The sequence below is a fragment of the Gaetbulibacter sp. S0825 genome, from assembly GCF_011777505.1.
Lineage (GTDB): Bacteria > Bacteroidota > Bacteroidia > Flavobacteriales > Flavobacteriaceae > Pontimicrobium.
Genome location: NZ_JAATJT010000002.1, coordinates 653,872 through 680,132, shown reverse-complemented (window position 1 = coordinate 680,132; position 26,261 = coordinate 653,872). Strand labels below are relative to the sequence as shown.

General features: G+C 32.9%; 19 protein-coding genes. 13 read left to right on the top strand and 6 right to left on the bottom strand.

The genetic code is table 11. The annotated features are described in order from the left end of the window. Window positions 1-7 precede the first annotated feature (7 nt). The 6 genes from HB672_RS10755 (at window position 8) to HB672_RS10730 (ending at window position 6,608) form a co-directional block, all read left to right on the top strand. Window positions 8-2,791, top strand: a complete 2,784-nt coding sequence (locus HB672_RS10755) for a prolyl oligopeptidase family serine peptidase (RefSeq protein ID WP_167612237.1) — start codon at window positions 8-10, stop codon at window positions 2,789-2,791. After that, a complete protein-coding gene (locus HB672_RS10750; protein WP_167612234.1) occupies window positions 2,791-2,982 on the top strand; it encodes a hypothetical protein in 192 nt (63 codons plus the stop codon). Before HB672_RS10755 ends, HB672_RS10750 begins: the two co-directional genes overlap by 1 nt. 16 nt (window positions 2,983-2,998) lie before the next feature. After that, window positions 2,999-3,358, top strand: a complete 360-nt coding sequence (locus HB672_RS10745; protein WP_136844535.1) for a cupin domain-containing protein — start codon at window positions 2,999-3,001, stop codon at window positions 3,356-3,358. Window positions 3,359-3,361: 3 nt separating this feature from the next. After that, a complete protein-coding gene (locus tag HB672_RS10740) occupies window positions 3,362-4,126 on the top strand; it encodes an SDR family oxidoreductase (protein ID WP_167612231.1) in 765 nt (254 codons plus the stop codon). Continuing rightward, window positions 4,126-4,890 carry an SDR family oxidoreductase gene (locus HB672_RS10735; protein WP_208864207.1) on the top strand — a complete coding sequence of 255 codons (765 nt, stop codon included), beginning with the start codon at window positions 4,126-4,128 and terminating at the stop codon, window positions 4,888-4,890. Before HB672_RS10740 ends, HB672_RS10735 begins: the two co-directional genes overlap by 1 nt. A 74-nt stretch (window positions 4,891-4,964) precedes the next feature. Next, window positions 4,965-6,608, top strand: a complete 1,644-nt coding sequence (locus HB672_RS10730) for a tetratricopeptide repeat protein (RefSeq protein WP_244306605.1) — start codon at window positions 4,965-4,967, stop codon at window positions 6,606-6,608. A 41-nt stretch (window positions 6,609-6,649) separates the two neighbouring features. On the opposite strand, the gene HB672_RS10725 is transcribed toward HB672_RS10730, so the two are convergent. Then, window positions 6,650-7,543 (bottom strand): serine hydrolase, encoded by an 894-nt coding sequence (locus HB672_RS10725; protein ID WP_167612228.1) that lies wholly within the window; start codon window positions 7,541-7,543, stop codon window positions 6,650-6,652. A 140-nt stretch (window positions 7,544-7,683) separates the two neighbouring features. On the opposite strand from HB672_RS10725, the gene HB672_RS10720 reads away from it, so the two are divergent. Beyond that, window positions 7,684-10,431 carry a prolyl oligopeptidase family serine peptidase gene (locus HB672_RS10720; RefSeq protein ID WP_167612225.1) on the top strand — a complete coding sequence of 916 codons (2,748 nt, stop codon included), beginning with the start codon at window positions 7,684-7,686 and terminating at the stop codon, window positions 10,429-10,431. Between the two features lie 51 nt (window positions 10,432-10,482). Here the strand turns inward: HB672_RS10720 and HB672_RS10715 are convergent, their stop codons facing one another. Together HB672_RS10715 and aspA are read right to left on the bottom strand one after the other, a co-directional pair. After that, window positions 10,483-12,612 (bottom strand): DPP IV N-terminal domain-containing protein, encoded by a 2,130-nt coding sequence (locus tag HB672_RS10715; protein WP_167612222.1) that lies wholly within the window; start codon window positions 12,610-12,612, stop codon window positions 10,483-10,485. Between the two features lie 98 nt (window positions 12,613-12,710). After that, window positions 12,711-14,135: an aspartate ammonia-lyase gene (aspA, locus tag HB672_RS10710; protein WP_167612219.1), complete on the bottom strand. Its 1,425-nt coding sequence runs from the start codon at window positions 14,133-14,135 to the stop codon at window positions 12,711-12,713. Between the two features lie 93 nt (window positions 14,136-14,228). Here aspA and HB672_RS10705 point away from each other — a divergent pair, with 93 nt between their 5' ends. After that, entirely contained in the window at window positions 14,229-17,255 is a 3,027-nt protein-coding gene (locus HB672_RS10705) for a hypothetical protein (protein ID WP_167612216.1), read from the top strand. Beyond that, window positions 17,256-18,170 carry an EamA family transporter gene (locus tag HB672_RS10700; protein ID WP_167612213.1) on the top strand — a complete coding sequence of 305 codons (915 nt, stop codon included), beginning with the start codon at window positions 17,256-17,258 and terminating at the stop codon, window positions 18,168-18,170. Window positions 18,171-18,177: 7 nt separating this feature from the next. Here HB672_RS10700 and HB672_RS10695 read toward each other — a convergent pair whose 3' ends face one another. After that, window positions 18,178-19,086 (bottom strand): peptidoglycan DD-metalloendopeptidase family protein, encoded by a 909-nt coding sequence (locus HB672_RS10695; protein WP_167612210.1) that lies wholly within the window; start codon window positions 19,084-19,086, stop codon window positions 18,178-18,180. Between the two features lie 153 nt (window positions 19,087-19,239). On the opposite strand from HB672_RS10695, the gene HB672_RS10690 reads away from it, so the two are divergent. From HB672_RS10690 to HB672_RS10675, 4 genes are all read left to right on the top strand, one after another. Continuing rightward, the gene (locus tag HB672_RS10690; protein ID WP_167612205.1) at window positions 19,240-20,724 is read left to right on the top strand and encodes a hypothetical protein; all 1,485 of its coding nucleotides are present in this window, start codon (window positions 19,240-19,242) and stop codon (window positions 20,722-20,724) included. 26 nt (window positions 20,725-20,750) lie between these two features. Beyond that, window positions 20,751-22,409: a M28 family peptidase gene (locus HB672_RS10685; protein WP_167612202.1), complete on the top strand. Its 1,659-nt coding sequence runs from the start codon at window positions 20,751-20,753 to the stop codon at window positions 22,407-22,409. A 149-nt stretch (window positions 22,410-22,558) separates the two neighbouring features. Beyond that, window positions 22,559-22,750, top strand: a complete 192-nt coding sequence (locus HB672_RS10680; RefSeq protein WP_121907488.1) for a cold-shock protein — start codon at window positions 22,559-22,561, stop codon at window positions 22,748-22,750. A gap of 199 nt (window positions 22,751-22,949) precedes the next feature. Beyond that, window positions 22,950-23,411, top strand: coding sequence for a cold shock domain-containing protein (locus tag HB672_RS10675; protein WP_167612199.1), 462 nt, complete (start codon window positions 22,950-22,952; stop codon window positions 23,409-23,411). 8 nt (window positions 23,412-23,419) lie between these two features. On the opposite strand, the gene HB672_RS10670 is transcribed toward HB672_RS10675, so the two are convergent. Next, window positions 23,420-23,692 (bottom strand): hypothetical protein, encoded by a 273-nt coding sequence (locus HB672_RS10670; RefSeq protein WP_167612196.1) that lies wholly within the window; start codon window positions 23,690-23,692, stop codon window positions 23,420-23,422. A gap of 182 nt (window positions 23,693-23,874) precedes the next feature. Continuing rightward, a complete protein-coding gene (locus HB672_RS10665) occupies window positions 23,875-26,070 on the bottom strand; it encodes an amino acid permease (RefSeq protein WP_167612191.1) in 2,196 nt (731 codons plus the stop codon). Window positions 26,071-26,261 lie beyond the last annotated feature (191 nt).

The following is a 26,261-nucleotide window of genomic DNA, read 5'->3' as shown; positions in this document are numbered from 1 at the left end:
TCAATATATGAAGCGTTCAATTTTAATAATGTTAATATTTGTTTCTTTAGGGACATTTGCTCAGAAAAAAGTATTAGACCATCCAGATTTTGATATTTGGAATACCATACAAAGATCTACAATTTCAAATGATGGAAAATTTGTAATGTATTCTTTAGAAAAAGGAGAGAAGGATAATCATTTAAAGATTAAAGATGAAAATGCGTCATTAATTTTTGACCATGAACGCTCAGAAAACGGACAATTCACTTACGATTCTAATCATGCCCTATTTACTATAAAAGCATGGCAAGACAGTATAGCTGAAATGAAACGTCGAAAAGCAAAAAAAGATGAAATGCCAAATGATACCTTGGGTGTTTTTAATTTAAAAACGAAAACATTGACAAAGATTGCTAATGTAAAATCGTATAAAATACCAAGTAAATGGTCAGGAGTTGTTGCTTATTATTTGACAGAAATTAAAGAAGAAAAATCAAAGGACACTAGTGATTCTAAGAAAAAAACTAGTAAAAAGAAAGCTAAAAAGGTAAGTAGCAAAAACGGTTTTCATTTAGTAATTAGAGATTTAGCTAGTGGAAAAGAGGATACTCTAAAGTATGTAACAGATTTTAGCTTTGCAAAAGAGGGTAAACGTTTAGTATATGTTTCTACTGGTGAGGATACTAAAACAAACTCTAGTGTATTTATTAAAAACTTTGATAATGGAGGAGTTACAAATGTGTTTGAATCAAATAATAAGTCCAAATACTACCAATTAAATTTTAGTGACTCTGGAAATAATTTAGGATTTATTGTAGATGCTGATACTACAAAAGCATTAGTGCGCCCAAATAAATTATATTATTGGTCAGATGGACAATCTAAAGCATCTTTGATTGTTGACGATAAGTCTGCTCCAAAAGGTTATCGCGTTTCTTCAGATGGAAGTATCAGTTTTTCTAAAGATGATTCTAAATTATATTTTGGATTAGCAACACCTCCAATAGTACAAGACACAACACTTTTAAAAGAAGAAATCGTAGATGTTGAAGTTTGGTCTTATAATGAACCAAGGCTATATACTCAGCAAGAAGCACAATTATCTCGCGACAAAAAGAAGTCTTATCAATCTGTTATTCACTTAACAAAAGGAAATAAATTAACTCAACTGGCTTCAATTAATTATCCTAACGCGCAAATTGGAAACGAGGGAGATTCTAATTATGCTCTAATCAGTAACCCTGAACCATACTTTTTAGAAAGCCAATGGACAGGAGTTAGAGATAGCGATTATGCACTTATAGATGTAAATACTGGAAATGTAAGTAATATTCTTACTAGAGTGTCTTCGTCCATGAGATTAAGCCCTAATGGCGAGTATGTATATGGTTATAGTTTAGCAGATAGTACATGGCTTACTTATAATATAGCAACCAAGAAGCGTTTAGATTTAACAAAGGGCAGAGTCTTTTATGATGAAATATTGGACAGACCTGAATACCCAAGATCTTATGGGATTGCGGGATGGACTGATGAAGATAAGTCTATGCTTATTTATGATCGTTATGATATTTGGGAATTCAACCCTAGTACAGGAGAAAACACACGTTTAACTAAAGGTAGAGAAAGTAAAACTACTTATAGGTATGTTAATTTAGATCGTGAAAATAGATTTATAAATCCAAATGGAAAATGGTTGCTTACAACATTTAACGAAACTACAAAGGAATCTGGTTATTATGAATACAATGCAAAAAACAAAAAAGGAAAGCAATTAATAGAAGGACCATATAGATTTACATCACCTCAAAAAGCACTGCAAAGTGACAATTTGTTGTTTAGACGTCAATCTTTTGAAGAATTCCCGAATATTCATATTACAGATCTAAGTTTTAAAAAACATATACAAATAAGCGATGCAAATCCACAACAAAAAAATTATAATTGGGGAACTTCAGAATTGGTGAATTGGACTTCTTTAGATGGTAGAGAATTAACAGGAATGTTATTTAAACCAGAAAATTTTGATCCAAATAAAAAATACCCAATGATTGTTCATTTTTATGAAAAAAGTTCCAATGGCGTATATTCTCATAGAGGTCTAAGATCAGGTGGACTTAATTACAGTTTTTATACAAGTAGAGGCTATGTTATTTTTAACCCAGACATTTATTACAGAGATGGTTATCCAGGAGAAAGTGCCTATAATTGTGTAATTCCAGGCATAACGTCTTTAATAGAAAAAGGCTTTATTGATAAGGATAATATTGGTGTACAAGGACATAGTTGGGGAGGTTATCAAAACGCCTATTTAATCACTAGAACAAATATTTTTAAGGCAGTAGTATCTGGAGCTCCAGTAGTAAATATGATAAGTGCTTATGGTGGAATACGATGGGCTAGTGGATTGAGTAGACAGTTTCAATACGAGCGTACACAAAGTAGGTTAGGAGGTTCGCCATGGGAATATCCACAGCGTTATGTAGAAAATTCTCCAATTTTCACTTTAGATAAAATTAATACACCTGTGTTAATATTGCACAATGATGGTGACGGCGCTGTACCTTGGTATCAAGGTATTGAGTTTTTTACAGGTTTAAGACGTTTAGGCAAAACTGCTTGGTTATTAAATTATAATGGTGAACCACATGGTGTAAGAAAATTTCAAAACAGAAAAGATTATACTAAGAGAATGTCACAGTTTTTCGATTATTACTTGCAAGGTGCTCCTAAACCTGTTTGGATGGAAAGAGGTGTTCCTGCTATTGAAAAAGGAATTAATCAAGGATTGGAACTAATAAAAAATTAATGTCATTAAATTCTTTATGGAATATTACCTTAGCTTTTATATGTATCATTTTGGGAATTGTTTTGATATATGTTTATGAAGTGAAAATTAAAAATAAAGGAGGCTTTGATTATAAACTTAGAACTACTGGAATTGGTTTGATAATTATTGGAATAGGACTTATTTTAAGAGAGTTTGATGTTTGTTGCTAATAAATAAAAAGATAATATGGTAAAAAAAATAAATTGGGACGATGTTCCAGTAGAACAAGTCACAGATAAAATGCAGCGCAGAATGATTTATGGTGACAAAGTCATGATTGCCAAAATGAAATTTAAAGATGGATTTTTAGTGCCTCTACACGAACACCATAACGAACAAGTTACGCAAGTAATATCTGGAACTATTCGATTTTGGTTTGGAGCTAATAAAGAGCAAACTATGGATTTAGGTCCAGGTGATTCTGTAGTAATTCCAGCTCATGTACCACATGAGGCATTAATGATTGGCGATGTTGAAGAAATTGATACCTGGTCGCCAATTCGTGAAGATTGGTTAGATGGCACGGATGATTATTTACGTAAGTAATTCATGGATTTAGGCTTAAAAAATAAAGTTGCTTTTATTGCAGCATCAAGTGATGGCTTAGGTAAAGCTGTAGCTATGGAGTTAGCTAATGAAGGTGCTACTATTATCATTAATGGTAGAAATAAAACAAAACTAGAAAACACCAGAAATGACATTGAACAAGCGTATAATACGAAAGTTCTTGCTATTTCTGGTGATTTAGCTAATAGCGAAGAAAGAGAAGGTGTTATAAAAACCATTTTCAGTCATTACTCTACCATCGATATTTTAGTCACAAATACTGGAGGACCACCTTCTGGAAAGTTTGAAGACTTATCGATGGACGATTGGAATAACACTTACAAATTACTTCTTGCAAGTACAGTATCATTAATAAAAGCGATTCTTCCTGGAATGAAAGATCAGCACTGGGGAAGAATTATAGCCATTACATCACAAGCTGTGAAGCAACCAGTTGATAATTTAATTTTATCAAATTCAGTTCGTGCTTCTGTAGCTGGATTGATGAAAACCTTAGCAAGTGAATTGGGTGAGCATAATATCACGGTAAATAATGTGATGCCTGGATATACTAAAACAAACAGGTTATTATCGTTAATTGAAAGTAACCCTTCTTTTAAATCGGCAATAGATGAAATTCCGTTAAAGCGTTTTGGTAATCCTGAAGAGTTTGCTGCAGCTGTGACGTTTTTGGCTAGTGAGCGTGCTAGTTACATTACTGGAACCTCGTTAGCAGTTGATGGAGGTTGGATTAAGCATATTTTATAATGACACATATAGATTTAGCAAATAAAAATATTTTAATTACTGGAGCTTCTAAAGGCATTGGGCAAGGCATAGCTGATTATGCTATGAAAATGGGAGCTAGGGCGGCTGTGCATTATAATTCGGATAAAATAGCAGCTGAAAGCTTGGTTACAAAATATCCAGAAACTAACTCTAAAACCTTTCATGCAGATTTAAGTAAAACTCAAGATGTTATCAGTTTATTTAAAAATGTTGTTACAGCATTTGAACGCATAGACAGTATTATCTTAAACGCTGGCGTGTTTTTGCAACATTCAACTAAAGATAGTTTTGAAAATTGGCTAGAAGTATGGAAATCGACTATTGACATAAACCTTAACTCAGTTGGTACGATGACTAAACTAGGTATTGACCATTTTAGAGAACACCATGGAGGACGCTTTGTTTATATAGGAAGTCGTGCAGTATTTAGAGGCGAAACCGAAGAATACCTTGCGTATGCGGCCTCTAAAGGAGGATTAACCTCATTAGCAAGAAGTGTTGCAAGATCGTTTGGTAAAGAAAACATAAAATCGTTTGTCATTGCTCCAGGATTCACGAGAACGCAAATGGCTGAATCGTTTATTGAAACGCATGGCGAGGAACGTGTCCTTAATGAAATTGCATTAAATGAATTGACAAAACCAAGTGATATTGCGCCTTTGGTGGCTTTAATGTGCAGTGGACAAATGGACCATGCTACAGGAGCAACTATTGATGTGAATGCTGGAAGTCATATTAGGTAATTTTCGACAAAACTGTAACCTTTTCAAAAAAAAGTATTCTTATAAGTATAACTAATCAATCAAAATCAATCAAAATGAAAAAAATATTATTTTTCATCACCTTTTTTATGGTGATGATTTCGCATACCCAAACAAATCTTACAGCTGCACAATGGCAGGAAGACCTTAAGTTTCTTCAGGAAACCGTTCATCAGGATTATTCGTTCTTATTCAAGAAAACAACTGCAGATATATTTAATTCAGAAGTTGCCAAGCTCCATAATGATATTCCAAACTTGCAAGAACACGAAATAATTGTTGGGTTAGCTCGTGTGGTGTCTTTGTTCAAATATGGTCATACAGATATTAGCTTTAGTCAAAAGCCATTCGCTTTTTCACAGTTACCTATAAATCTATACCATTTTAATGATGGTATTTATATTCAAGGCACACATAAAACACATCAAAATGCATTAGGAGCTAAAGTTGTGACCATTGAAAACATTTCCGTTAAAAAGGCTTTAGAACTTATTTACCCAACTGTTCCTTCCGAAAATAGCCAATTCTTTAAAGCTTATGGTACAAACTATTTAAGAATTCCTGAGGTCTTGCATGCACAAGGTATTACTTCGAGTTTAAAAACTTCGATAGAATTTACTTTAGAAAAAAACGGAAAAATATTTAAGCATGTATTCTCTGTTTTACCAGATAATCAAAGAATTCCTGTAAGCTATAGTATTACAAAACAAGATGGTGATTGGTTAGATGCTCGAAATCAAAACGAAACACCAAATTATTTAAAGCACTTAGACAAGATTTATTATTATGAATATCTGCCAGAGCAAAAAGCAGTGTATGTTAGACAAAGTCAAATACAAGACGACCCATCTGAAACTATACCAGAATTTTATGAGCGTGTTTTTAATTTTATAGACACTAATGATGTTGAGAAATTAATCATTGATGTTAGACTAAATGGAGGCGGAAATAATTATAAAAACAAACCAATAATTACTGAGATTATTAAATCAGAAAAAATTAATAAAGTAGGCAATCTTTTTGTAATTACAGGACGTAGAACATTCTCTGCATGTCAAAATTTAGTAAATGAAATGAGTAATTATACCAATGCTATTTTTGTAGGAGAACCTACAGGAGAGAACATAAATTTTTACGGTGACAATCGTACAGTTGAATTACCAAATAGTAAAATCCCTGTTTTCTTATCGTTTGCTTGGTGGCAAGATAAACCACAATGGGAAAATGCAGATTGGTTAGCTCCTCATATTGCAGTGGATATGAGTTTTGAAGAGTATAAAACCAATAAAGATCCTGTGCTTCAAACTGCTTTAGATTTTGCTGATAATAATTTTGTAGTCAACCCAATGCAATATTTGACTGACTTGTTTATGAAAGGTGATGTTGAGAAACTTAAAAGTGAGGCAGCAAGAATGGTAAAAGACTCTACATATCAGTTTTTTGATTTTGAAGGCGAATTTAATAAAGCAGGTTATAATGTTTTAGGAAGTGGTCAAATACAAGAAGCCATTTTTATATTTCAAATGGTTACAGATTTATTTCCAAATTCAGCCAATGCTTGGGATAGTTTAGCTGAGGCTTATTTAAAAGCAGGTGATAAAACTAAAGCATTAGCATATTATAATAAAGCTATAAAATTAGATCCAGAAGGAGATACTGGCAAAAATGCAAAAAAGATGATTAAAGAGATTAATCAATAATACTAATACATAAAGCCAAGAGAGAAATCTTGGCTTTATGATTATTTAGAAACCATATAACTAAATATTCGTTCTGATATTTTTGCTAGTTTATTAGTGCCTTCATCAAAATCTTTGAGGTTTTTTGATAATAACACCAAAACATAATCTTTTCCATTTGGTGGATATACAATAGCTGCATCATGATGCACTCCAGTTATAGATCCAGTTTTATGAGCTACTTCAACATTATCTGGTAAATATTTAGGAATCATATCATTCCATTGTTGGTCTTTAAGTATGGAAAGCATTACTTCGCAATCTTCTTTTGTGCCAGCAGTGCCATTGGCAATGGCTTTCATGATAACCATCAAATCTCTTGCTGTGGTTGAATTGCTAAGTCCTTGTTCGTAAGCTTTTATATCTTCTACACCACGCAATACTTCAATTTTATTAGCACCTAAATCACGCATGGTTTGTGTGGTTTTTTTGGCATCCACAATTTCTATCAACACATTGGTTGCTAAGTTGCTGCTCACTGTAACCATTGGCACCATAAGATCGTATAAGGTTTGCTTTGTGCCTATTTTACTATAGATAACATCATCACTATCATCACCAATATCCATTTTATAGGAACTTCCATCCACAATACTTTTAAATTCATTAACTAATACAATAGAATCGCTTAAGCTGATTAATCCTTGGTTTTGTTGTTTATAAAGCTCAATCATGACAGGTACTTTCATGGTGCTTGCAGCATGAAATTTTTCATCTACATTTATGAGAATCGTATTTTCTTCGTTAGATAAATCCAGAAAGCCTACAGCAATATCGCCTTCTATGGTTTGTATTTGTTGCTCTATATCTGTTTTAAGTATATCTAATTGATTAGCTTCTTTACACCCAAAAGTGGTAAGTATAATTAATATTGCAAACCTTCTAAATAAAGTCATTTAAAGTATGATTTAATGAGGACTAAATTTATGAATAATAAATCAAATTATAGAATACTTATGCAGGCCTCCTCGTTTTGGTTAGATGAAATTTATTACTTTTAGTTTTTTATTCAACTAACCATGTAAATTATCTTAATATGATTTCTTTTTCCTCGAAGTATTCTAAATTAATTTTCAGTATTGTTACTATATGTTTTTCGCTAATGGTAAATTCTCAAGACACTCAACTAAAACCAGTTCCAGAAGAAGATTATGGGAAATGGGAGCGTATTAATTGGGGAACGACGTTTACTGAAGATGGTTCATGGATTCAATTTGGTATAATTACTAATGATGGAGATAAAACCTTAAATGTGGTTAACTCAAAGACAAAAGAATCAAGGCTATTAACAAATGCAGAAGCTGCTGTTTTTTCTGCAGATAATAACTGGATGGCTTATAAAAAGGTGCTGTCTGGAAAGGCTCAAAAAAAGCTAGATATTTCGAATAGACAAAAGAAAACTAAAAAGAAAGCTCCTCAAAAAATGGGTGTTATTAATTTATCAACCGGAGATTCTTTAGAGTTTATGGATGTTGTTAATTATAAGTTTAGTGGTGTTAATTCATACCTAGCCATGAAACGCGAAAAAAATAAAGTAAACACATTAATTGTTAAAGACTTAAAGAGCGGTCTAGAAGTCACCTTTGGAAATGTTAAGCAATATGAGTGGCAGGACAAAGGAACACTTTTGTCAATGATAATAAATACTGACGATAAGGTTGGAAACTCGGTGCAATTATACAACCCTATTACTGGGAACCTAAAAGTTTTAGACCAAAAAGAAGAGGTTTATAATGGTTTACTATGGCGAAAAAAAAGCGCTGACCTATTGGTTTTGAGAACAGCTAAAGACACGCTCTATAAAGATGATTCGTTTGATATTTTGTTCTGGAAAGGATTAAATAACCCTAATGTTAATAATTCTGCTAAAGTTTTTAATCATGGTAAACACACAAATTTTCCAAAAAACACAAAAATTAAGAGTAGAGGTGTTTCGTTTTCAGATAATGGTGAAAGCATATTTTTTAGCACAGATTTTAGAGCTAGTAAAATTCCAAAAGAGAAGAACGATGAAAATAAGACAGATGATGAGGCTGCCGAAGTTGAGATATGGAATAGTGGAGATGTCGACATAATTCCTGCCCAAAAGAAAAATGTAAACTATGGGTCTAAGGCATCGGTTTGGAATACACATAGCGACAAGTTTTATCTATTAGAAAACGATGTAATCGATCGCATAAGAATACAAACAGAAACTTCAATTAGTATTGGTCAAGACCAAACTCCTTACGATTTTGAGGTTATGTTTGGAAGGCCTGACTACGATTTATATACAGTAAACACTTTAAATGGTGTTTCAGAAAAAGTAGTCACAAAAGCCAGTAGATACTGGAATGTTAGCCCAAATAATAAGTACTTTATATATTTAAGTGATAACCATTTGCATCTGTATAATATAGATTCTAAAAAATCAATAAATATTACAGAAAATATAAATGCAAGTTTTATTGATATTGAAAATGACCATCCAATGGCTCAAAAACCTGCATTTGGTTTTGCTGGGTGGAGTAATGATAGTAATTCTTACCTTGTTAATTCTGAGTTTGATGTTTGGCAATTTTTTACTGATGGTACAGCTGCTAAGAGGCTTACCAATGGGAAAGCTGATATGATAATCTACAGATATCAAAATTTTGACAGAACACAAAAAAGCATAGATTTTAAAAACCCAGTTTATTTTAGATTATTTGGGAAGTATAACAAAAACTCTGGAATGGCTGTGCTATCTAAAGGGAAGATGAAGACCTTAATCTATAAGGATGCTATGATTTCTGGAACTATTAAGGCAAAGAAATCTGATGACATTGCATTTATGGAGCAAACTTATAGTCAATCTCCTAATTTATTTCTAGCCAATACATCGTTTAAAAAGCCTAAACAAATTTCTAATACAAATATTTTTCAAAAAGATTATGCTTGGGGAAAAGCAGAGCTAATTACTTACACAAATGCATTAGGAAAAGAAGCTCAAGGAATTTTATATTATCCAGCGAATTATGTGAAGGGTAAAAAGTATCCAATGATAACTTATATATACGAGAAACTATCTGATGGATTTCATAGATATATTAATCCATCTAGAACTAATTATTATAATACTACAGTTTGGTCTCAAAATGGCTATTTCGTACTAAATCCAGATATTGAATTTATAGCTGGAGATCCTGGAGTTTCTTCTGCTACGAATTTAGAGAACGTAGTGAAATCAATTATAGATAAAGGAGATGTGGATGCGAAGAAAGTAGGTTTAATTGGACATTCTTGGGGAGGTTATCAAGCTGGTTTTGTACCTACACAAACAGATATTTTTGCAGCTAGTGTTGCTGGTGCAGGCTTAACAGAGCTAATTAGCATGAACCTTGCTGTAACTCCAGCTTTTGGAGGTATGCCAGAAAACGCACATTTTGAAGTAAGTCAAGAAAGAATGGAGGTAGCACCATGGAAGGCACCCGATAGTTATTTAAGAAATTCTTCAGTAATGAATATTGAAAAACTAAATACACCAATTATGTTTGAGGTTGGCGATAATGATGAAAACGTAAATTGGTTCCAAGGCATTGCATATTATAATGCAGCCAGAAGAGCTGCTAAGCCTTTTGTCTTACTTGTGTATGCAAAAGAGGGGCATGGTTTGCGTCAAGACAAAAATAGAAAAGATTACCAGCAACGTATATTAAAGTGGTTTGGACATTATTTAAAAGGCGAACCTGCGGAAGATTGGATGACAGAAGGAATACCTTATGCTGAACAACAACGTAGATTGAAAAACAAATATAAAGACTAACAAAAAAGGGAAGCAATATTGCTTCCCTTTTTTTATTAATAATATTAAGTATTAGTTCTTAAATTTATCTGTCTCACTTTGATTAATGTCACTTTCCCATGGATTTCTAAGAACTAAATGCTCAATAAAAAATTCCATCATACGTTCAGTATTCATTCGTGTATGTCCTTTATCTGGACCCACTTGAACCTCAAAGCTTTTTCCAGCTTTTTGTAGTGCTTGGATTAACTGTAGTGAATTTGAAGGATGCACGTTATTATCATTTGTTCCGTAGAAAATCATTAACTCCCCTTTAAGGTTATCTGCATAACTCATAATGCTAGAAGCATCATAACCTTCTTTATTGTTTTCAATTAGGTTCATATAACGTTCAGTATAAACATTATCATAGTTTCTCCAGTCAGTTACTGCTGAGTTAGCAACTGCCGCATGATAAACATCAGGGAAACGCAATAGGCTAGTAGCTGCAGTTGTTCCACCATAAGACGTACCCACAACACCTACTTTATCTTTGTTGAAATATGGTCTGTTATGTAATGATTTTATCCCTTCGGCAAAATCGTCCATTTCAACAATTCCTAAATTACCATATAATTTATCTAACATTTTTTTACCTCTTCCTCCAACATTTCTGCCATCAAGATTCACAACTAAAAACCCATATTCAGTCATGGCATTTGGGAGGGTAAAATTTTCCCTAAACCCATTAGTTGAAGGTCCCCCGTAAATTGCTAAAATTGACGGATATTTTTTATTAGGGTCAAAATTTGATGGATAATGGAGCATACCGTGTAACTCAGTCACACCATCAGCAGAAGTAAACGTAAATGCTTCAACCTTTTTTAGACCAAGCTCATTAAATTTGGTCATGTCGCTTTTTGCCAACTCATCAATTACTTTTCCTTTTGAATTTACCAAGTTGGTAAAAGGAGGGATGTCATGTGTTTGAGAAATATCTACAAAATATTTTCCGTTAGGAGATATAGAAACACTATGATTAAATGCAGGATCTGTTAAACGAGTGTTTTGACTACCATCTAACTTTACACGATGCAATTGCATTTTCATGTGATTATCACCACTTCTAGCATAATAATATACATATCCATTTTTTTCATCAACATCTATAATTCTAGATACTTCATAGTCATGAGTCGTAATAGGGTTTATTAAAGTACCATCAATGTTATATAAATAGTAGTTATTGAAACCGCTTCTCTCTGAAGCCCAAATAAAACGTTTGCCATCTTTCAAAAATCGCATTTCAGGAGAGTTTCGTGTAAAACTTGCTGGCCATTCCTCACGTACTACTACTCTAGATTTCCCAGTAGTTGGATTGGCAGCTTTATACTCCATAATATCTTGCTTTCTATTGGTGCTATGGTAAAGTAATTCGGTGCCATCTGGAGACCATCCAATATTGTAAATATAAGTTCCAATAGGACCGTCTTCATAAGGTTTACCATCTCTTAGGTCAAGCGATGTTATTTTTTTAGTGTCCAAATCATACACCATTAAATCTACAGGTAAATTTTTAGCACCTACTTTTGGGTATGCTTCAATTTCAACAGAATCTTGAATTTTTGTTTGGTTATAGATGACATAATATTTTTTAGCCTCCTTTTCATCAAACCTGTAAAAAGCGATTTTTTTACTATCTGGAGACCACCACATGGCAGTATTTTGGCCTAATTCTTCTCCATAAACCCAAGTAGCAATACCAAACTTAATTTGGTTCTCATCGTTGCCTTTTGTGGTAATTGGAATAACATTACTACCATCAGAATTGCTTAGGTACATGTTTCTATCTTTTGTAAAAGCTTTTAGCTTTTTGTCTGGTGATTCAGCCGATGCATATTGCCTACCTCTTGCTGGTCTGTTACCAAAACTTCTTCTTGGTCTTGGTTTGGCATCACCAACTTCGGAAGCTTTTTTTCTTTTTACATCATATTTGTAATGCTTTCCATTTTCATTATAAGTGAAAGAGTTGCCATCTTCACTCCAAGTAACTGACAAAGTCCCAAATTTAACTGAACTACGAATTTGTGGAGCCATTTTTTGATATTGCTCATAACCTGGCATCTTTTTTAACTTGTCTTGAGAAAAACTTGAGTTAAAAGGAATAATTAGTGCTGCTACAAATGCCATAAGTGTTATGGCTTTAAAACGATTTTTAAACATTTTGGTTGGATTTATTAAATTTTAGTAAAGGTAAATGAATTAATAACATTGATAAATTCATTTTACAGTGAATTTGGTTAATGATTTGTTAAAATTAATTACTGCTTCTTGAATAATTGTGCTCTATATTTTGGACGCATTAAATTTTCAAAACTTAGTATTTCATCTAATTCCTCTTCAGATAGTAGCTCTTTTTCGAGTACTAATTCTTTGATAGATTTCCCAGTAGTCACAGCTTCTTTACCTAACACGTCTCCCATGTGATGGCCAATATATGGGTTCAAGAAGGTAATAAGCCCAATAGAGTTTAATACCATGCTTTTGGTATGCTCAGCGTTGGCTGTAATTCCTATGATACATTTATTAGTTAAAGTACTACAAGCATTAGACAATAAGTCAATAGACTCAAATAACGACTGCGCAATTACTGGTTCCATTACATTAAGTTGCAATTGTCCAGCTTCTGCAGCAAATGAAATAGTCACGTCGTTACCAATAACTTTAAAACATACCTGATTTACAACTTCTGGTATTACAGGATTTACTTTTGCAGGCATAATAGAAGAACCAGCTTGCATTTCAGGTAGGTTTATCTCGTTTAGTCCACATCTTGGACCAGAAGATAATAACCTTAAATCATTGCAAATTTTCGATAATTTTACTGCTGTTCGTTTTAAGGCTCCAGAAATCATCACATAAGCACCACAATCGGATGTTGCTTCAATTAAATTTTCGGCTTTAACAAAATTTACTTTGGTTAGTTCCTTTAGATAGTCTATCGATTTCTCTGAATATCCTTTAGGTGCATTTAGCCCAGTTCCAATAGCAGTGGCACCAAGATTTACTTCTAACACTAAATCGCGACACATCTTGAGGCTCTTAATTTCTTCACGCAAATTAGTTCCCCATGCCGAAAATTCATCACCAAGAGACATTGGCACAGCATCTTGTAATTGCGTACGACCCATTTTTAAGACTTTAGAAAACTCATCAGATTTTTTATCTAATTGATTAATAAGCTGTTCTAGGTGTTTAAGTAAACTGTTAATATATAAGTAAATGGCAACTCTAAAACCTGTTGGATAGGCATCATTTGTAGATTGAGATTTATTTACATGGTCATTGGGGTTCAAAATATCATAATCCCCTTTTGCATGACCATGCAGCTCTAGTGCTACATTAGCAATCACTTCATTAGTATTCATATTTACTGAAGTTCCAGCTCCTCCTTGAAAGACATCTGTTGGAAAATAAGCAGAGTATTTATCAAGATTTTTTAAGATCTCATCACAAGCATCAATAACCATATCTGCCTTATCATCAGGAATAGCTCCAATCTCTTTATTAGCCAATGCACATGCCTTTTTTGTTATTACTAAACCTTTTATGAACAATGGATAATCACCAATTTTTGAATTAGATATATTAAAATTATTAATGGCTCGTTGGGTGTGAATCCCGTAATAACTGTCTTGATTTATTTCTAATTCGCCTAATAAATCAACTTCGCTTCTAGATTTCATTTGTAAATGCAGATAATATTTGTTAAAAAATAACACTAAATATAGCGTAATTTTTACTTAACTTTGAGTTCTAACCAACCAATTTTTTCTTTTATGAAAACTCAATTATTTTCTCTACAATTCTTATTATCATTATTTATTACAAGTACTTTAATTGCTCAAGATTTTAAAGCCTTAAAATATAGAACCGTTGGTCCAGAAAGAGGCGGAAGAGTTACTACTGTTACTGGAACACCAATGCTTCCGGGGACTTTTTATTTAGGTGCTTCTGGTGGTGGTGTATGGAAATCTGATGACTACGGTACATCATGGAAAAACGTATCTGATGGTTTTTTTGCTACACCTTCAATTGGTGCTATTGAAGTAGCTGTAAATGACCCTAATATTGTATATGTCGGAACAGGCTCTGATGGATTGAGAAGTAATGTCATTAGCGGAAAAGGAGTTTATAAATCGATTGATGCAGGTAAGACCTGGGATCATATTGGGCTAAGAGAAACAGGGCAAATTGGTGCTGTTGAAATTGACCCAACCAATAACCAAGTAGTTTGGGTTGCAGCTATTGGTAATGCTTTTAAAGCCAATGAAGAACGTGGTATTTATAAAACGACAGATGGTGGACAAAATTGGGAAAAGGTATTATATATATCAGATACCGTTGGTTTTACCGATTTAGAGTTACTACCAGGAAATCCGAATATTGTGTATGCTGCTGCTTGGAAAGCTGAACGTAAACCATGGACGATTATTTCTGGTGGGAATAATGATGAAGGAGGAATTTATAAGTCAATAAATGGAGGAAAAGATTGGGTGAAGTTGGAGAAGGGACTCCCTAAAGGATTAGTAGGTAAAATAGATTTGGCTGTATCACCAGTAAACTCAAGTATTTTATATGCAGTAATTGAAGCTCCTGGGAAGGAGGGTGGTTTATATAAATCGGTAAATCAAGGAAAGTCATTTAAACAAGTCTCAAGTAATAAAGGCTTAGTGAATAGACCATTCTATTATACCAACATAGAATTAGACCCAACAAATCCAGACATTATATATTCTAATGCCAACCCTTTACTAAAATCAGTAGATGGAGGAAAAACATGGAAACGCATGAGTGTTCCTCACGGTGATAATCACGATATTTGGCTTAACCCAAATAATCCAGATTTACTTATTCAAGCAAATGATGGAGGCGCAAATGTCTCTCATAATGGTGGAAAAACATGGTCCACACAATTTAATCAACCAACAGCTGAACTCTATCAAGTAGAAGTTGATGATCAATATCCTTATTGGTTATATGCAGGAATGCAAGATAACTCATCGACCATTGCTGTGCCTAGTTTCCCTCCAAGTGCGATTCAAAAAGCGGGAATAGGATGGGTTATTAATTCAGGAGGCTGTGAAACTGGTCCAGCTGTTCCAAAACCTGGAAATCATAATACTGTTTATGCCAATTGTAAAGGACGTTTTGGTGTGTTCAATAAACTCACAGGTGTTGAAAGAGGTTATTATGTGGGTGCTTCAAATATTTATGGGCATAATCCTAAAGATTTAAAATATAGATTTCAGCGTGTAGCACCAATTCATGTATCACCACATAATCCAAATGTTGTATATCATGGATCACAATATTTGCATAAAACGGTGACCGATGGACTTATTTGGGAAACTATTTCACCAGACTTGACTGCATTTGAAGACGATAAGCAAGTAATCTCTGGAAGTCCAATTACTAGAGATATTACAGGTGAAGAGTATTACAGTACTTTATATTCCATTAGAGAATCAAAATTAGTAGAAGGACTTATCTGGACAGGTTCTAATGATGGTGTGGTGTCCGTAACTAGAGATGGTGGAAAAACTTGGAAAAACGTAACACCTAAAAAATTACCAAAAGGAGGCAGAGTAGAATCTGTTGAACCATCACAATTTAATCCAGCGAAAGTATATATAGCAGTTGATAGACACTTGTTAGGTGATGAGAAGCCGTATATTTATGTAACTAACAACTATGGAGAAAAATGGGAATTACTAACTACTGAAAAAAGTGGTATTCCTGCTGATTTTACTACTCGAGTGATGCGAGAAGACCCAGTGCGTGAAGGGTTATTGTACGCAGGAACTGAGTTTGGTATGTTTGTATCATTTAACGATGGAAAATCATGGGAAAAATTTCAGCAAAATTTACCTGTAACTCCTATAACCGATCTTAAAATATTTAGAGGCGACCTTGTGCTCAGTACCATGGGAAGAGGGTTTTGGATTTTAGACAACATTACATCATTAAGACAGGCTCAAATAAATACATTAACTGAAACACCTCATTTGTTTAAGCCAGATAATACGATACGTTATAGGTACCCGAATGCTCGTAGTTCGTTTCCTAGCTATCCAAGAACAAGTGTTATAATCGATTATTATATCCCAAAAGACACAAAGGGTGGAATTCAATTAGAGATTTTAAACGCTAATAAAGAAGTTGTTAGTACAATACTAAGTGATAGTACAAAATTAAAGTCAACAGTAAAAGAAGTTGAAGACATGAATTTAAGTCAAATATTACGATACGTTGATAAAAAACTAGTTGATAAACCAGGACTAAATCGTTTTGATTGGGATCTAAGTCAAAAAGGCGCTTGGAACAAAGATAAAAATCGACGTTACAAAGGAGGACCTATGGTTGCTCCAGGTGTATATACGGCTAGATTAACTGTGGGAGAGCAGTCGTTTGAACAAAGTTTTGAAATTATTATGGATCCAAGAGTCAAGGCCGAAGGGTTTACAACTTCAAAAATCGAAGAGCAAATTGCTATGCAAAAAAAGGTGATAAACCTTCTTTCTGATGCTAGAAAACTTGAAGCAAGCCTTGAAAAGGAAGCCAAATCTTTAAAAAAGAAAAAAGCTAAAGCTAAAGTTGCACGCCTAGAACAAATTAATGTAGCCTTAAAACAATTGCAAAATGAAAAGAAAGGTGCTTACCCTCAACAAATGATGTTATCGCAGATATCTTATTTATTGAACATGATAAGTAGAGCAGACCAATTACCAGGTGAAGAAGCAAAAAGTAGATACGAAGAACTGGTTGCTCAATTTAGCAAGCTTATGCAAGAAGCCACCGAATAAATGCAAAAATCACGTGATACGGTACTAATTGTATTAGCTTTTTTTGCTATTTATGTAATTTGGGGCTCAACTTATTTACTTAATAAAATTGCTGTATCGGAAATTTCGCCACTTTATTTGGCTTCCATAAGATTTACAGTAGCTGGACTACTCATTTTTTTAACAGCCAAACTATTAGGTCATAGTTTAGCAATCAATAAACGTCAGCTTATAAATTCAATTATTGCTGGCTTCTTATTTCTTACTTACGGCAATGGCGTATTTGTTTGGGCATTAAAATATGTAGATAGTGGTTTTGCTGCATTAGAGGCTTCTACACAGCCACTTATTATACTTGTACTAATGCGATTGATTGATGGTAAAAAAATTAAGATAATGTCTGTTATTGGGGTTTTACTAGGAGTTGTGGGAATATATCTTTTAGTTAGTCAAAAGGGTATTACAGCAGATAAGGAAAGTATTTTTAGTATTATCATGATTTTTACTTGTGTGGTGAGCTGGAGTTATGGAAGTATTTTTGTAGCTAAAGCACAATTGCCAAGTAAATATTTAATATCTACAGGTTATCAAATGGTTTCAGGTGGACTATTATTATTGATTTTTAGTGCGTTATTGGGAGAAGAATGGTTGTCTCCTTTAAAATGGAATAGTTCTACACAAATATCAATGTTTTTATTAATAATATTTGGAGGTATCGTAGCATTTACTGCATTTAATTATTTGCTTAAAAAAGTATCAGCCGAAAAAGTAGCTACTTCGGCTTATGTTAATCCAATAATTGCATTGCTACTTGGATGGTATATTCTAGATGAACAAATAACAGGTCAATCAATAATTGCAGCTATAGTGTTATTAACAGGAGTCTATTTTATAAATACTAAAAGAATTATTAGGCCACGAATAACTGGACGATAGTTTACAACTACATCTCAAGTACAAGTTTCTGTCCTACTTTTAAAACACTCGTACTTTTTATATTATTAGCTACACAAATAGCCCTAATGGATACATTGTTACGTCTGGAAATACGTGATAATGTATCGCCACGTTTAACAATATAGATTTGCTTTTCTTTTGTTAGACTTGCAATAGCTTCTTCTTCAGTCTGAAGTAATTCCAGCTTAGTTTTTTGTTTTGAACTATGATAATATGGAGCTGTCCAACGTTGGGTAACCCATAATTCATTGGACCTAATTTTATTGGTACCACTAAAATCAAATAAATATTCTGGATTTATGGCTACACCTTTATAATTAACAACGAGATGCAAATGGCTACCACGTGCATTACCAGTTGCACCACCTTTTCCTAATACTTGACCTCGCTTTACAGAATCATTTACTTTTACTGCAAACGAAGACAAGTGTGCATAGACAGTTTCTAAACCATTATAATGACGTACTATAACAACTTTACCATGTCCAGAATGATATCGTACAAAACGAACAACACCATCCAAAATAGACACGACATCGTCTCCAGTAATTAAGTCTATATCAATCCCTTTATGTGCTCTTCGGTTTCTCCATCCAAATCTTGAAGTAATTACCATGCTATCAAGAATTGGTGTACGATATAGGCTGTCTTTAAATTTTATTTGAATTGGAAACTTAACAAGCTCGTCTTTATATGGATTAAACTTAGTTGTATCCCAATGGCTACTTTTTATGTCAATTAAATCATTTGATTTTCCTCCTGTAGACTCTTTTAAAGAGTCATTTTCAATTAAGGAATACGGAAATGGTTTAGAATCGGGAAACTTAGTAATAGATTGGGTAAATCCTTCAATGGAAGAACAAAAAACAAAAACTATACAGATTATTAATTTCATTTAATAGCAAAAATAATCAGTAAGTAGAACGATGTGTAGAATTTGGATTGTTAAGGAATGCGAATTTAATAAAAAAATGAATACAACAAATTTATTAATCAAATATGCCTATAAATTGATTATATTCAAAGCCTCTAACAATAAAAACCAACCATGATTAATTCATTTATTTTTTTGTTGGCTCCAAATTTGTCATTGATATTTTTTACTCAAAACCCTGAAATAGGTTTAGCCAATCGCTTTGTAATTATACTTATAGCCATATTAATTGCACTTTTTTCACGATTTATTTTAATGAAAGTTATGAATCGTGGTATGATGTCTAAATCCAAAAAAATAAAAGATTCAGATATAGAATTACAAATGGCAGAAATTCAAAATAGTAATACAATTAAGTTTATTGTTCTAGATTCTGAATCAGATTTTAGTGACACCTCACTTAATCGGCACCAAATGGTTGATAATGCAAAAAAAGTCATGAATCAGCAATTTAAACTAGACCTTTTAATTGTTCTAGTGTATTTTATTGTAGCCTTAATTATTTACGCCGAGTATCCACTAGATGCTTTGCCTTATTTTTTATATCTGACTTTATTCTTGATTTGGACAATAATGCGATTTATTGGATTTAGGCATCAATTTAAAGCCTATCAAGAAGGGTTATTTAGATTTGTTTCACCTATATGGAAATTGGTATTTGCAATTTTTCAAACAAGATGGTATATGTTATTGGCTTTAGTAGTGATATTAAGTACATTGCTAAAAGCTCTCTCAGGATTTCTTTTTGGGGACTATGATGATGGCATAATTTTTCTTATCCCAGTTATTTTTCACTTATTCCTAATTAATAGAATAAGAAGCAAGGCTAGGAAAAGACCTAATTTAAAGCTTTTAATTCTTCGTGTATTCTTAATAAGTAAAACTTCAATGTTTACTTTTTCTAGTTTAGCAAAATTTTGGAAACACTTTGGTTCGTATTTTACAGTTGCAGACCCTTCATTTTATCGAGTATATTGGAAAAGAAAATTTAATCATAAGTTTCCGGTTATCATTGTTTTTATATTTTTAATATACACTCAACTTGAAAATTCATCAGCGGACTCTGGTACAGGCTCTCCATTTGCACCATTTGTTTTTTTAATGATCATTGCTGCAATTATATTTATTATATATAGCAGACGTCGTATGAAATTGGATTTTGTAAGTAATAAGGAAGAACTAAACAAAGAACTTGAAAAACTTATAAAACAACCCGTTAAACTAGACAATACATTTAAGGAAAAACCAATGTCTTGTCATGATAACACATGGAAAATAACTGTAGAAAAATTAGTAACAACAGCAAATGTGGTGCTAATGGATCTTCGTGGTTTTTCTGAGAAAAATAAAGGCTGTGAATACGAGGTGAATTTATTACTTAATTCTGTAAAACTTGAAAATATCTTATTTTTAGGATACACTACCGCGATACCTCTAATTAAAAAGGTAATTCAGGAAAAGTTTAAAACGTTAGATAAAGGCTCTCCAAATTTGGAAATACCAAATCCAAATGCCATGATTTATGAAGTCAAAAAAGAGAATAATAAAGAAACTCAACAAATAATGGATTTGTTAATAGATAAAGCCATACAGAATTAATAATATTAATATTTAAACATCCAACCATGAATTTAATTAGAAAAACCGTTTATCTTTTTTTAGGTGCGAGCATCATTTTTACTACCAGTTGCAAGGAAGAATCTTTATTAAGTGATAAAGCATTAGCTGAATTTTCGGAATCTGTAAATACAGAAGATATTAGGCATCATATTGCTGTGCTTGCTGATGATAGCTTAAAAGGTAGACTTCCTGGAACATCAGAATATAAGCAGGCTATGGCATATGTAGCTGATAGATATAAAGAATTTGGCATTACACCAATAGGAGATAAGGAGCGAAGTACATATTATCAAACACTGGAGTTGAGAAACTCTGTGGTTAAGAACGAACAATCTCATATGATTCTTAATGATAAGGATACTCTCCAAGTGGGTGAAGATTATTTTTTTACAGGAAATGCCAACGAAATTTTAACAGAGTTTTCAGCAGATTTAGTGATTGCTGGTTTTGGTGTTCAAGCACCAGAATATGGTTTTAACGATTTTGAAAACTTAGATGTTGAAGGAAAAATTGTTGCCATATTTAGTGGAGCTCCTAGTTCTTTACCAGCAAGTGAAAGAGCCTACTTTAGTAATACCAATACAAAAATTGCAACATTAGACAATTTAGGAGCACAAGGCATATTATTTGTAACAGCTCCAGGGGGGCGAGGTAATTTTAAAGGAAGTTTTGATAGAATGTCGCAACGAGGTATTAATAGTGTATTATTGCCAAATGGAACAGCCCTTGGTAGATCTAATTTTGGCAATATGAAATTTGGTGGCTATTTTAATTGGTCATCATTATCTAAACTTACAGGGTTTACTGAAGAAGATTGGAAAAACTATAGTGAAAATGGTAATGCTCTAAAACAGCCATTAGAAACTATTCAATTAAACGGAAAGGTAGTAACAACACTTAAGCAATTTGAAAGTGCCAATGTACTTGGATTGTTAGAAGGCGAGGAGCTAAAAGATGAATATATAGTCCATACAGCACATTTAGATCATGTTGGTATTGGTAGACCAATAGATGGCGATTCTATTTATAATGGTGCGCATGACAATGCCTCTGGAATAAGCGCAATGATAGAAATAGCAAGATTATATAGTAAATTACCAACTAAGCCAAAGCGATCAGTGATTTTTGCTGCGGTTACAGCCGAAGAAATGGGGTTATTAGGTTCTAAATATCTAGCTGTTAATCCTCCTGTTGCTCAAGAAAAGATTATAGCAAATGTAAATACGGATATGCCAACTTTAATAGCTCCAATGCTATCGATCGAGCCATTAGGAGCAGAGCAGAGTAGTATTATGAATTTAGTTGAAAGATCAGCAAAACAATTAAACTTACGTATTGATCCTGACCATATGCCAGAGCAAGTAAGGTTTGTGCGAAGTGATAATTTAAATTTTGTGCTTGAAGGTATTCCTGCCTTACGTATGAAATATGGTCTAAAAACCGAAACGTCAGAAACTGGCTTGGACTCTATTATTAATGATTTTACAAAAAATCATTATCATAAACCATCTGATGAGTTAAATGATGATATGTTTAATTTTGATGCTGCAAAAACTTATGTAAGGCTACAATTTATGAATAGTTATTTAATTAACGATACAGAAGAAAAGCCAGCATGGAATGAGGATTCTTTCTTTAGAAAGTTTAAAAAAGAAAAAAAATAGATGCACTTTTTTTAAAAATCTGGAAACAAATTTTGTATTGTAAAACGGCTAAAAAACTAACTATTTTTAATCTTTTTCCATAAAAAATAGTTTTATAAGCTTTCTGGCACTATCTTTGACAACTAAATAGTAATATTAAATATTTTATAATGAGTAAAGGAACAGTAAAATTCTTCAATGACACCAAAGGTTTTGGATTCATAACTGAAGAAGGTTCAAACAAAGAACATTTTGTACACATTTCTGGATTAATTGATGAAATTCGTGAAGGCGATGAAGTTGAATTTGATCTAACAGAAGGAAAAAAAGGATTGAATGCAGTAAACGTAAAAGTTTTATAACATATACGCTTAACTATGTTACAAAGCCCATCTAAATTTTAGATGGGCTTTTTATTTTTAATTATCTTTTTAACAATTATAATTTATAAAGTAGGCTTTAATTATAGAGATGTTTGCATTAATCTTTGCATAATATCAATGCATACGGTATCTTTGAAGAATTAGGACTACTATTAGTTAACACATTTTAAATATATAAATGGCAAAATCGCAGCAAACATTTAACAAAAGTGAAAAAGAAAAAAAACGTTTAAAGAAACGTGAAGAAAAAAGAAAGAAGATGGAAGCTCGTAAGCTTGAAAAAGAAGAGAGCGGGAAAAAAGGTATAGAGTTTGCTTATGTGGATCACAATGGTAATTTAACCGATACACCACCAGATCCTTCCAAAAAAATTAAGATAAAGGCTAAGAATATTGAAATAAGTATTCCAAAAACCTTAGAAAGCGATAGAGAAGAAATAGACCCAGTTAGAAATGGAAAGGTTTCTTTTTTCGATACTTCAAAAGGGTTTGGATTTATTATCGATTCTGAAAACCAAGAAAAATATTTTTGCCATGTAAGTGGTTTAGTTGATGAAATTGCTGAAAACGACAAAGTCTCCTTTGAACTTGAAAAAGGTATGAAAGGGATGAATGCAGTTAAAGTAACACTTATAAAGTAAATACTTTATTAAGCACTTTCAAACCGCTTACGCATTGCAGTTTCCTTTATATGTAGTAAACTATTTACCACTGCTGCGAGTTCAAAATGTAAAAACCGTTTATTTTTCTTGCTAAAATGGGCAATATGGTAAGTGTATAAATTGTGCTTACCCTTTTTTATTTTAATAAAAAACGTGTCTTTCTCTGCATCTAGAGCCAATGAACTTTTGTAATTGCTCTCTACTAAAAACCAATACGATAAACTATTAATTTGGTTGAATAATGATAAGTTTGCGTCCATAATCAAATAGGTTTTGGGTTGTAAATCTTTTATTAAATTATGTCTAACTAGTTTCTAATCAAACTTTATTTGTTTAAAAACATTCTTAGCACGACAAAAAGATTTATAACTTAAATTTCTCGGATGAAATGTTTGAATAAATTTCTTAAAAGTGAATTTTAGACATTGACAATCATTATTAGTTAAGCCAAGATACTTTCATGTCCAGAATCGCGGACAAATAAACAGCTGCTATTGGTTTTTGATGACATATTCTTTATAAAATCATAAGGCAAGGTATCTTGCATACCAAAAATATTAAGATCAGCTGTAGGCGCTTGCATCACAAACTCATTAAATTGGCCAACATAAACTTCGGTTAATGTTTCAGGCAAACGAGCCAAATTAATTAAGGAATTCAAGAAATTTGAAGCATTTTCTTCTTCATCAGAGGTATCAACAACAGTAATTAAACGAATTTTTGCTTTCCAGTTCATCTTCAGTTTATAAGCCACTAAAATTGAAAGGTCTAAATTACCAATATCCCAGCCATCTAGCTGCCAGTTTCCTTTACGGTCGCTAATCCAAACATTTATTGTGTTTCGCTGTCCTAATAAAGCTGTGGTATGCAAATTAAAGAGTAGAATACCAATCTCTAAACGTATTGACTCTTTCATTACTGGTTTTAGTTCATTATCATAATCGTCATGATCTTGTAAATTTAAAAACATGATATTTGGTCTAAAGAAAGCGCCTTGTAATGCTTGACTTCCATAATTAATACCTTTTGAGAATTCACTAGTATGAATGACTGTAGAAGATGAAAAAACACCTTTATTTCTAAACGAGGCCGAAATGCTTTCTAATTGTTCTGCCAATATGCTATTCTCAGTGAAAGGTTCAATTCCCAAAAGTTTTATTGAACCTTTAGGGTTGGTAATATTTCTTAAAAATTCAAAAGTTCCTTTTAAGCCGTTTACATCTCTTACTGGCACCATAAGATTAGCTTTCCAAGCACGCTGTTGCATTTTTTTCATCCCCCATGTGTGTTTTGCTGCCCACTCGGCAAAGGATACAAAAAGTCCAGAACGTACGTCTTCAAATGGCGTTTCAAGGTTTTGACGAGATAAATACCAGTAGACCATTAACACAATAGCTATAGAAATTAAACTCACAGATGGGTTAATAATAAACATAGCAAATATGGATGAAATAAGCCCAAACCATGGTACCCACCTATGGATTTTAAAAATTGGACGATAGCTAATAAGTCCTAAACGCTGTTCTATAATTACTACAATATTTATCATAGCATAAGTAATTAAGAAAAATAGGGTTACTAAAGGAGCGACAGCATTAAGGTTTCTCAAGAGTAGAGTAAAGAAAATCAATACTCCAGTAACAATCATTGCATTTCGTGGTTGACCATTTTTACTGGTTCCTGCTAGCATAGTAGAATAGGGAAGGACCTTATGTTCACCCATAGCAAATAAAATTCGTGATGAACCTACAATAGATGCTAAAGCCGATGAAAACGTAGCGCCCAAAATACCAGCTATAATTAGTGGCCCTATATAGGCTTTATCAACCATGATATAGTAATTTGTAAGTAGCTCTTCCTCTGATGCACTTCTAGAAATCCAAAAAGCTAACAGCATATAAATAACAAAACTCACACCAATAGCCCAAAGTGTTCCTGTAGGAATACTTTGCTTAGGATTTTTTAATTCTCCAGACATATTAGCTCCAGCCATAATACCAGTTGCAGCAGGAAAAAAAACTGCAAATACAATCCAAAAATTACTTCCGTTAAACCCATTTTCTAAAGAACCTTTAAAAGAACCCCAACTTAACGAGTCGCTTAAAGGTTGTTCCATAGAACCATTATATGCAGCGATAACAATAGAAATTAGTGATAGTACAATAATTCCCATGATAATAAACTGTGTCTTTATAGCCAGATTAGCACTTATATAGGCAATTGTAAAAAGTGATGCAAATACAATGATGTCCACAAGAAAAGCATTATGCTCAGGGAAAATTCCTAGCCAACCTTCTCTAAAACCAAAAATATACATGGTAACTGCCAAACCCTGAGAAATATATCGTGGAATACCTAAACTACCACCAACCTCTAAACCTAAAGCTTGAGATACTATGGCATATGCACCTCCAGCACCAATACGAATATTAGTAGTAATGGCAGACATTGATAAGGCTGTACATAATGTTATGAGAAAGGATATTAGAATAATAAGCCATGCACCTAATAAACCAGCATTACCTACAACCCAACCTAAGCGCAGGTACATGATTACACCCAGAATTGTTAATAAAGTAGGTGTAAAAACGCCTCCAAAGGTGTTAAATTTCTTAATGTTTTTTGGTTGGTTATCCATCTGCATTGTAAATGTACAATTACAAAACTTTAAATTACTAATTATCTTGTAATTGAAGGTAATATTTAATCATTCAAATTTGGCTTCATTAAACTCTAGCAATTTGAGATTAGAATAAGTGAAGTAAAACTAAATTATCATAAAGGAGGTGCAAGAGTAACTAATTTTAAAAGTAGGAGTGGAGCTAGCAA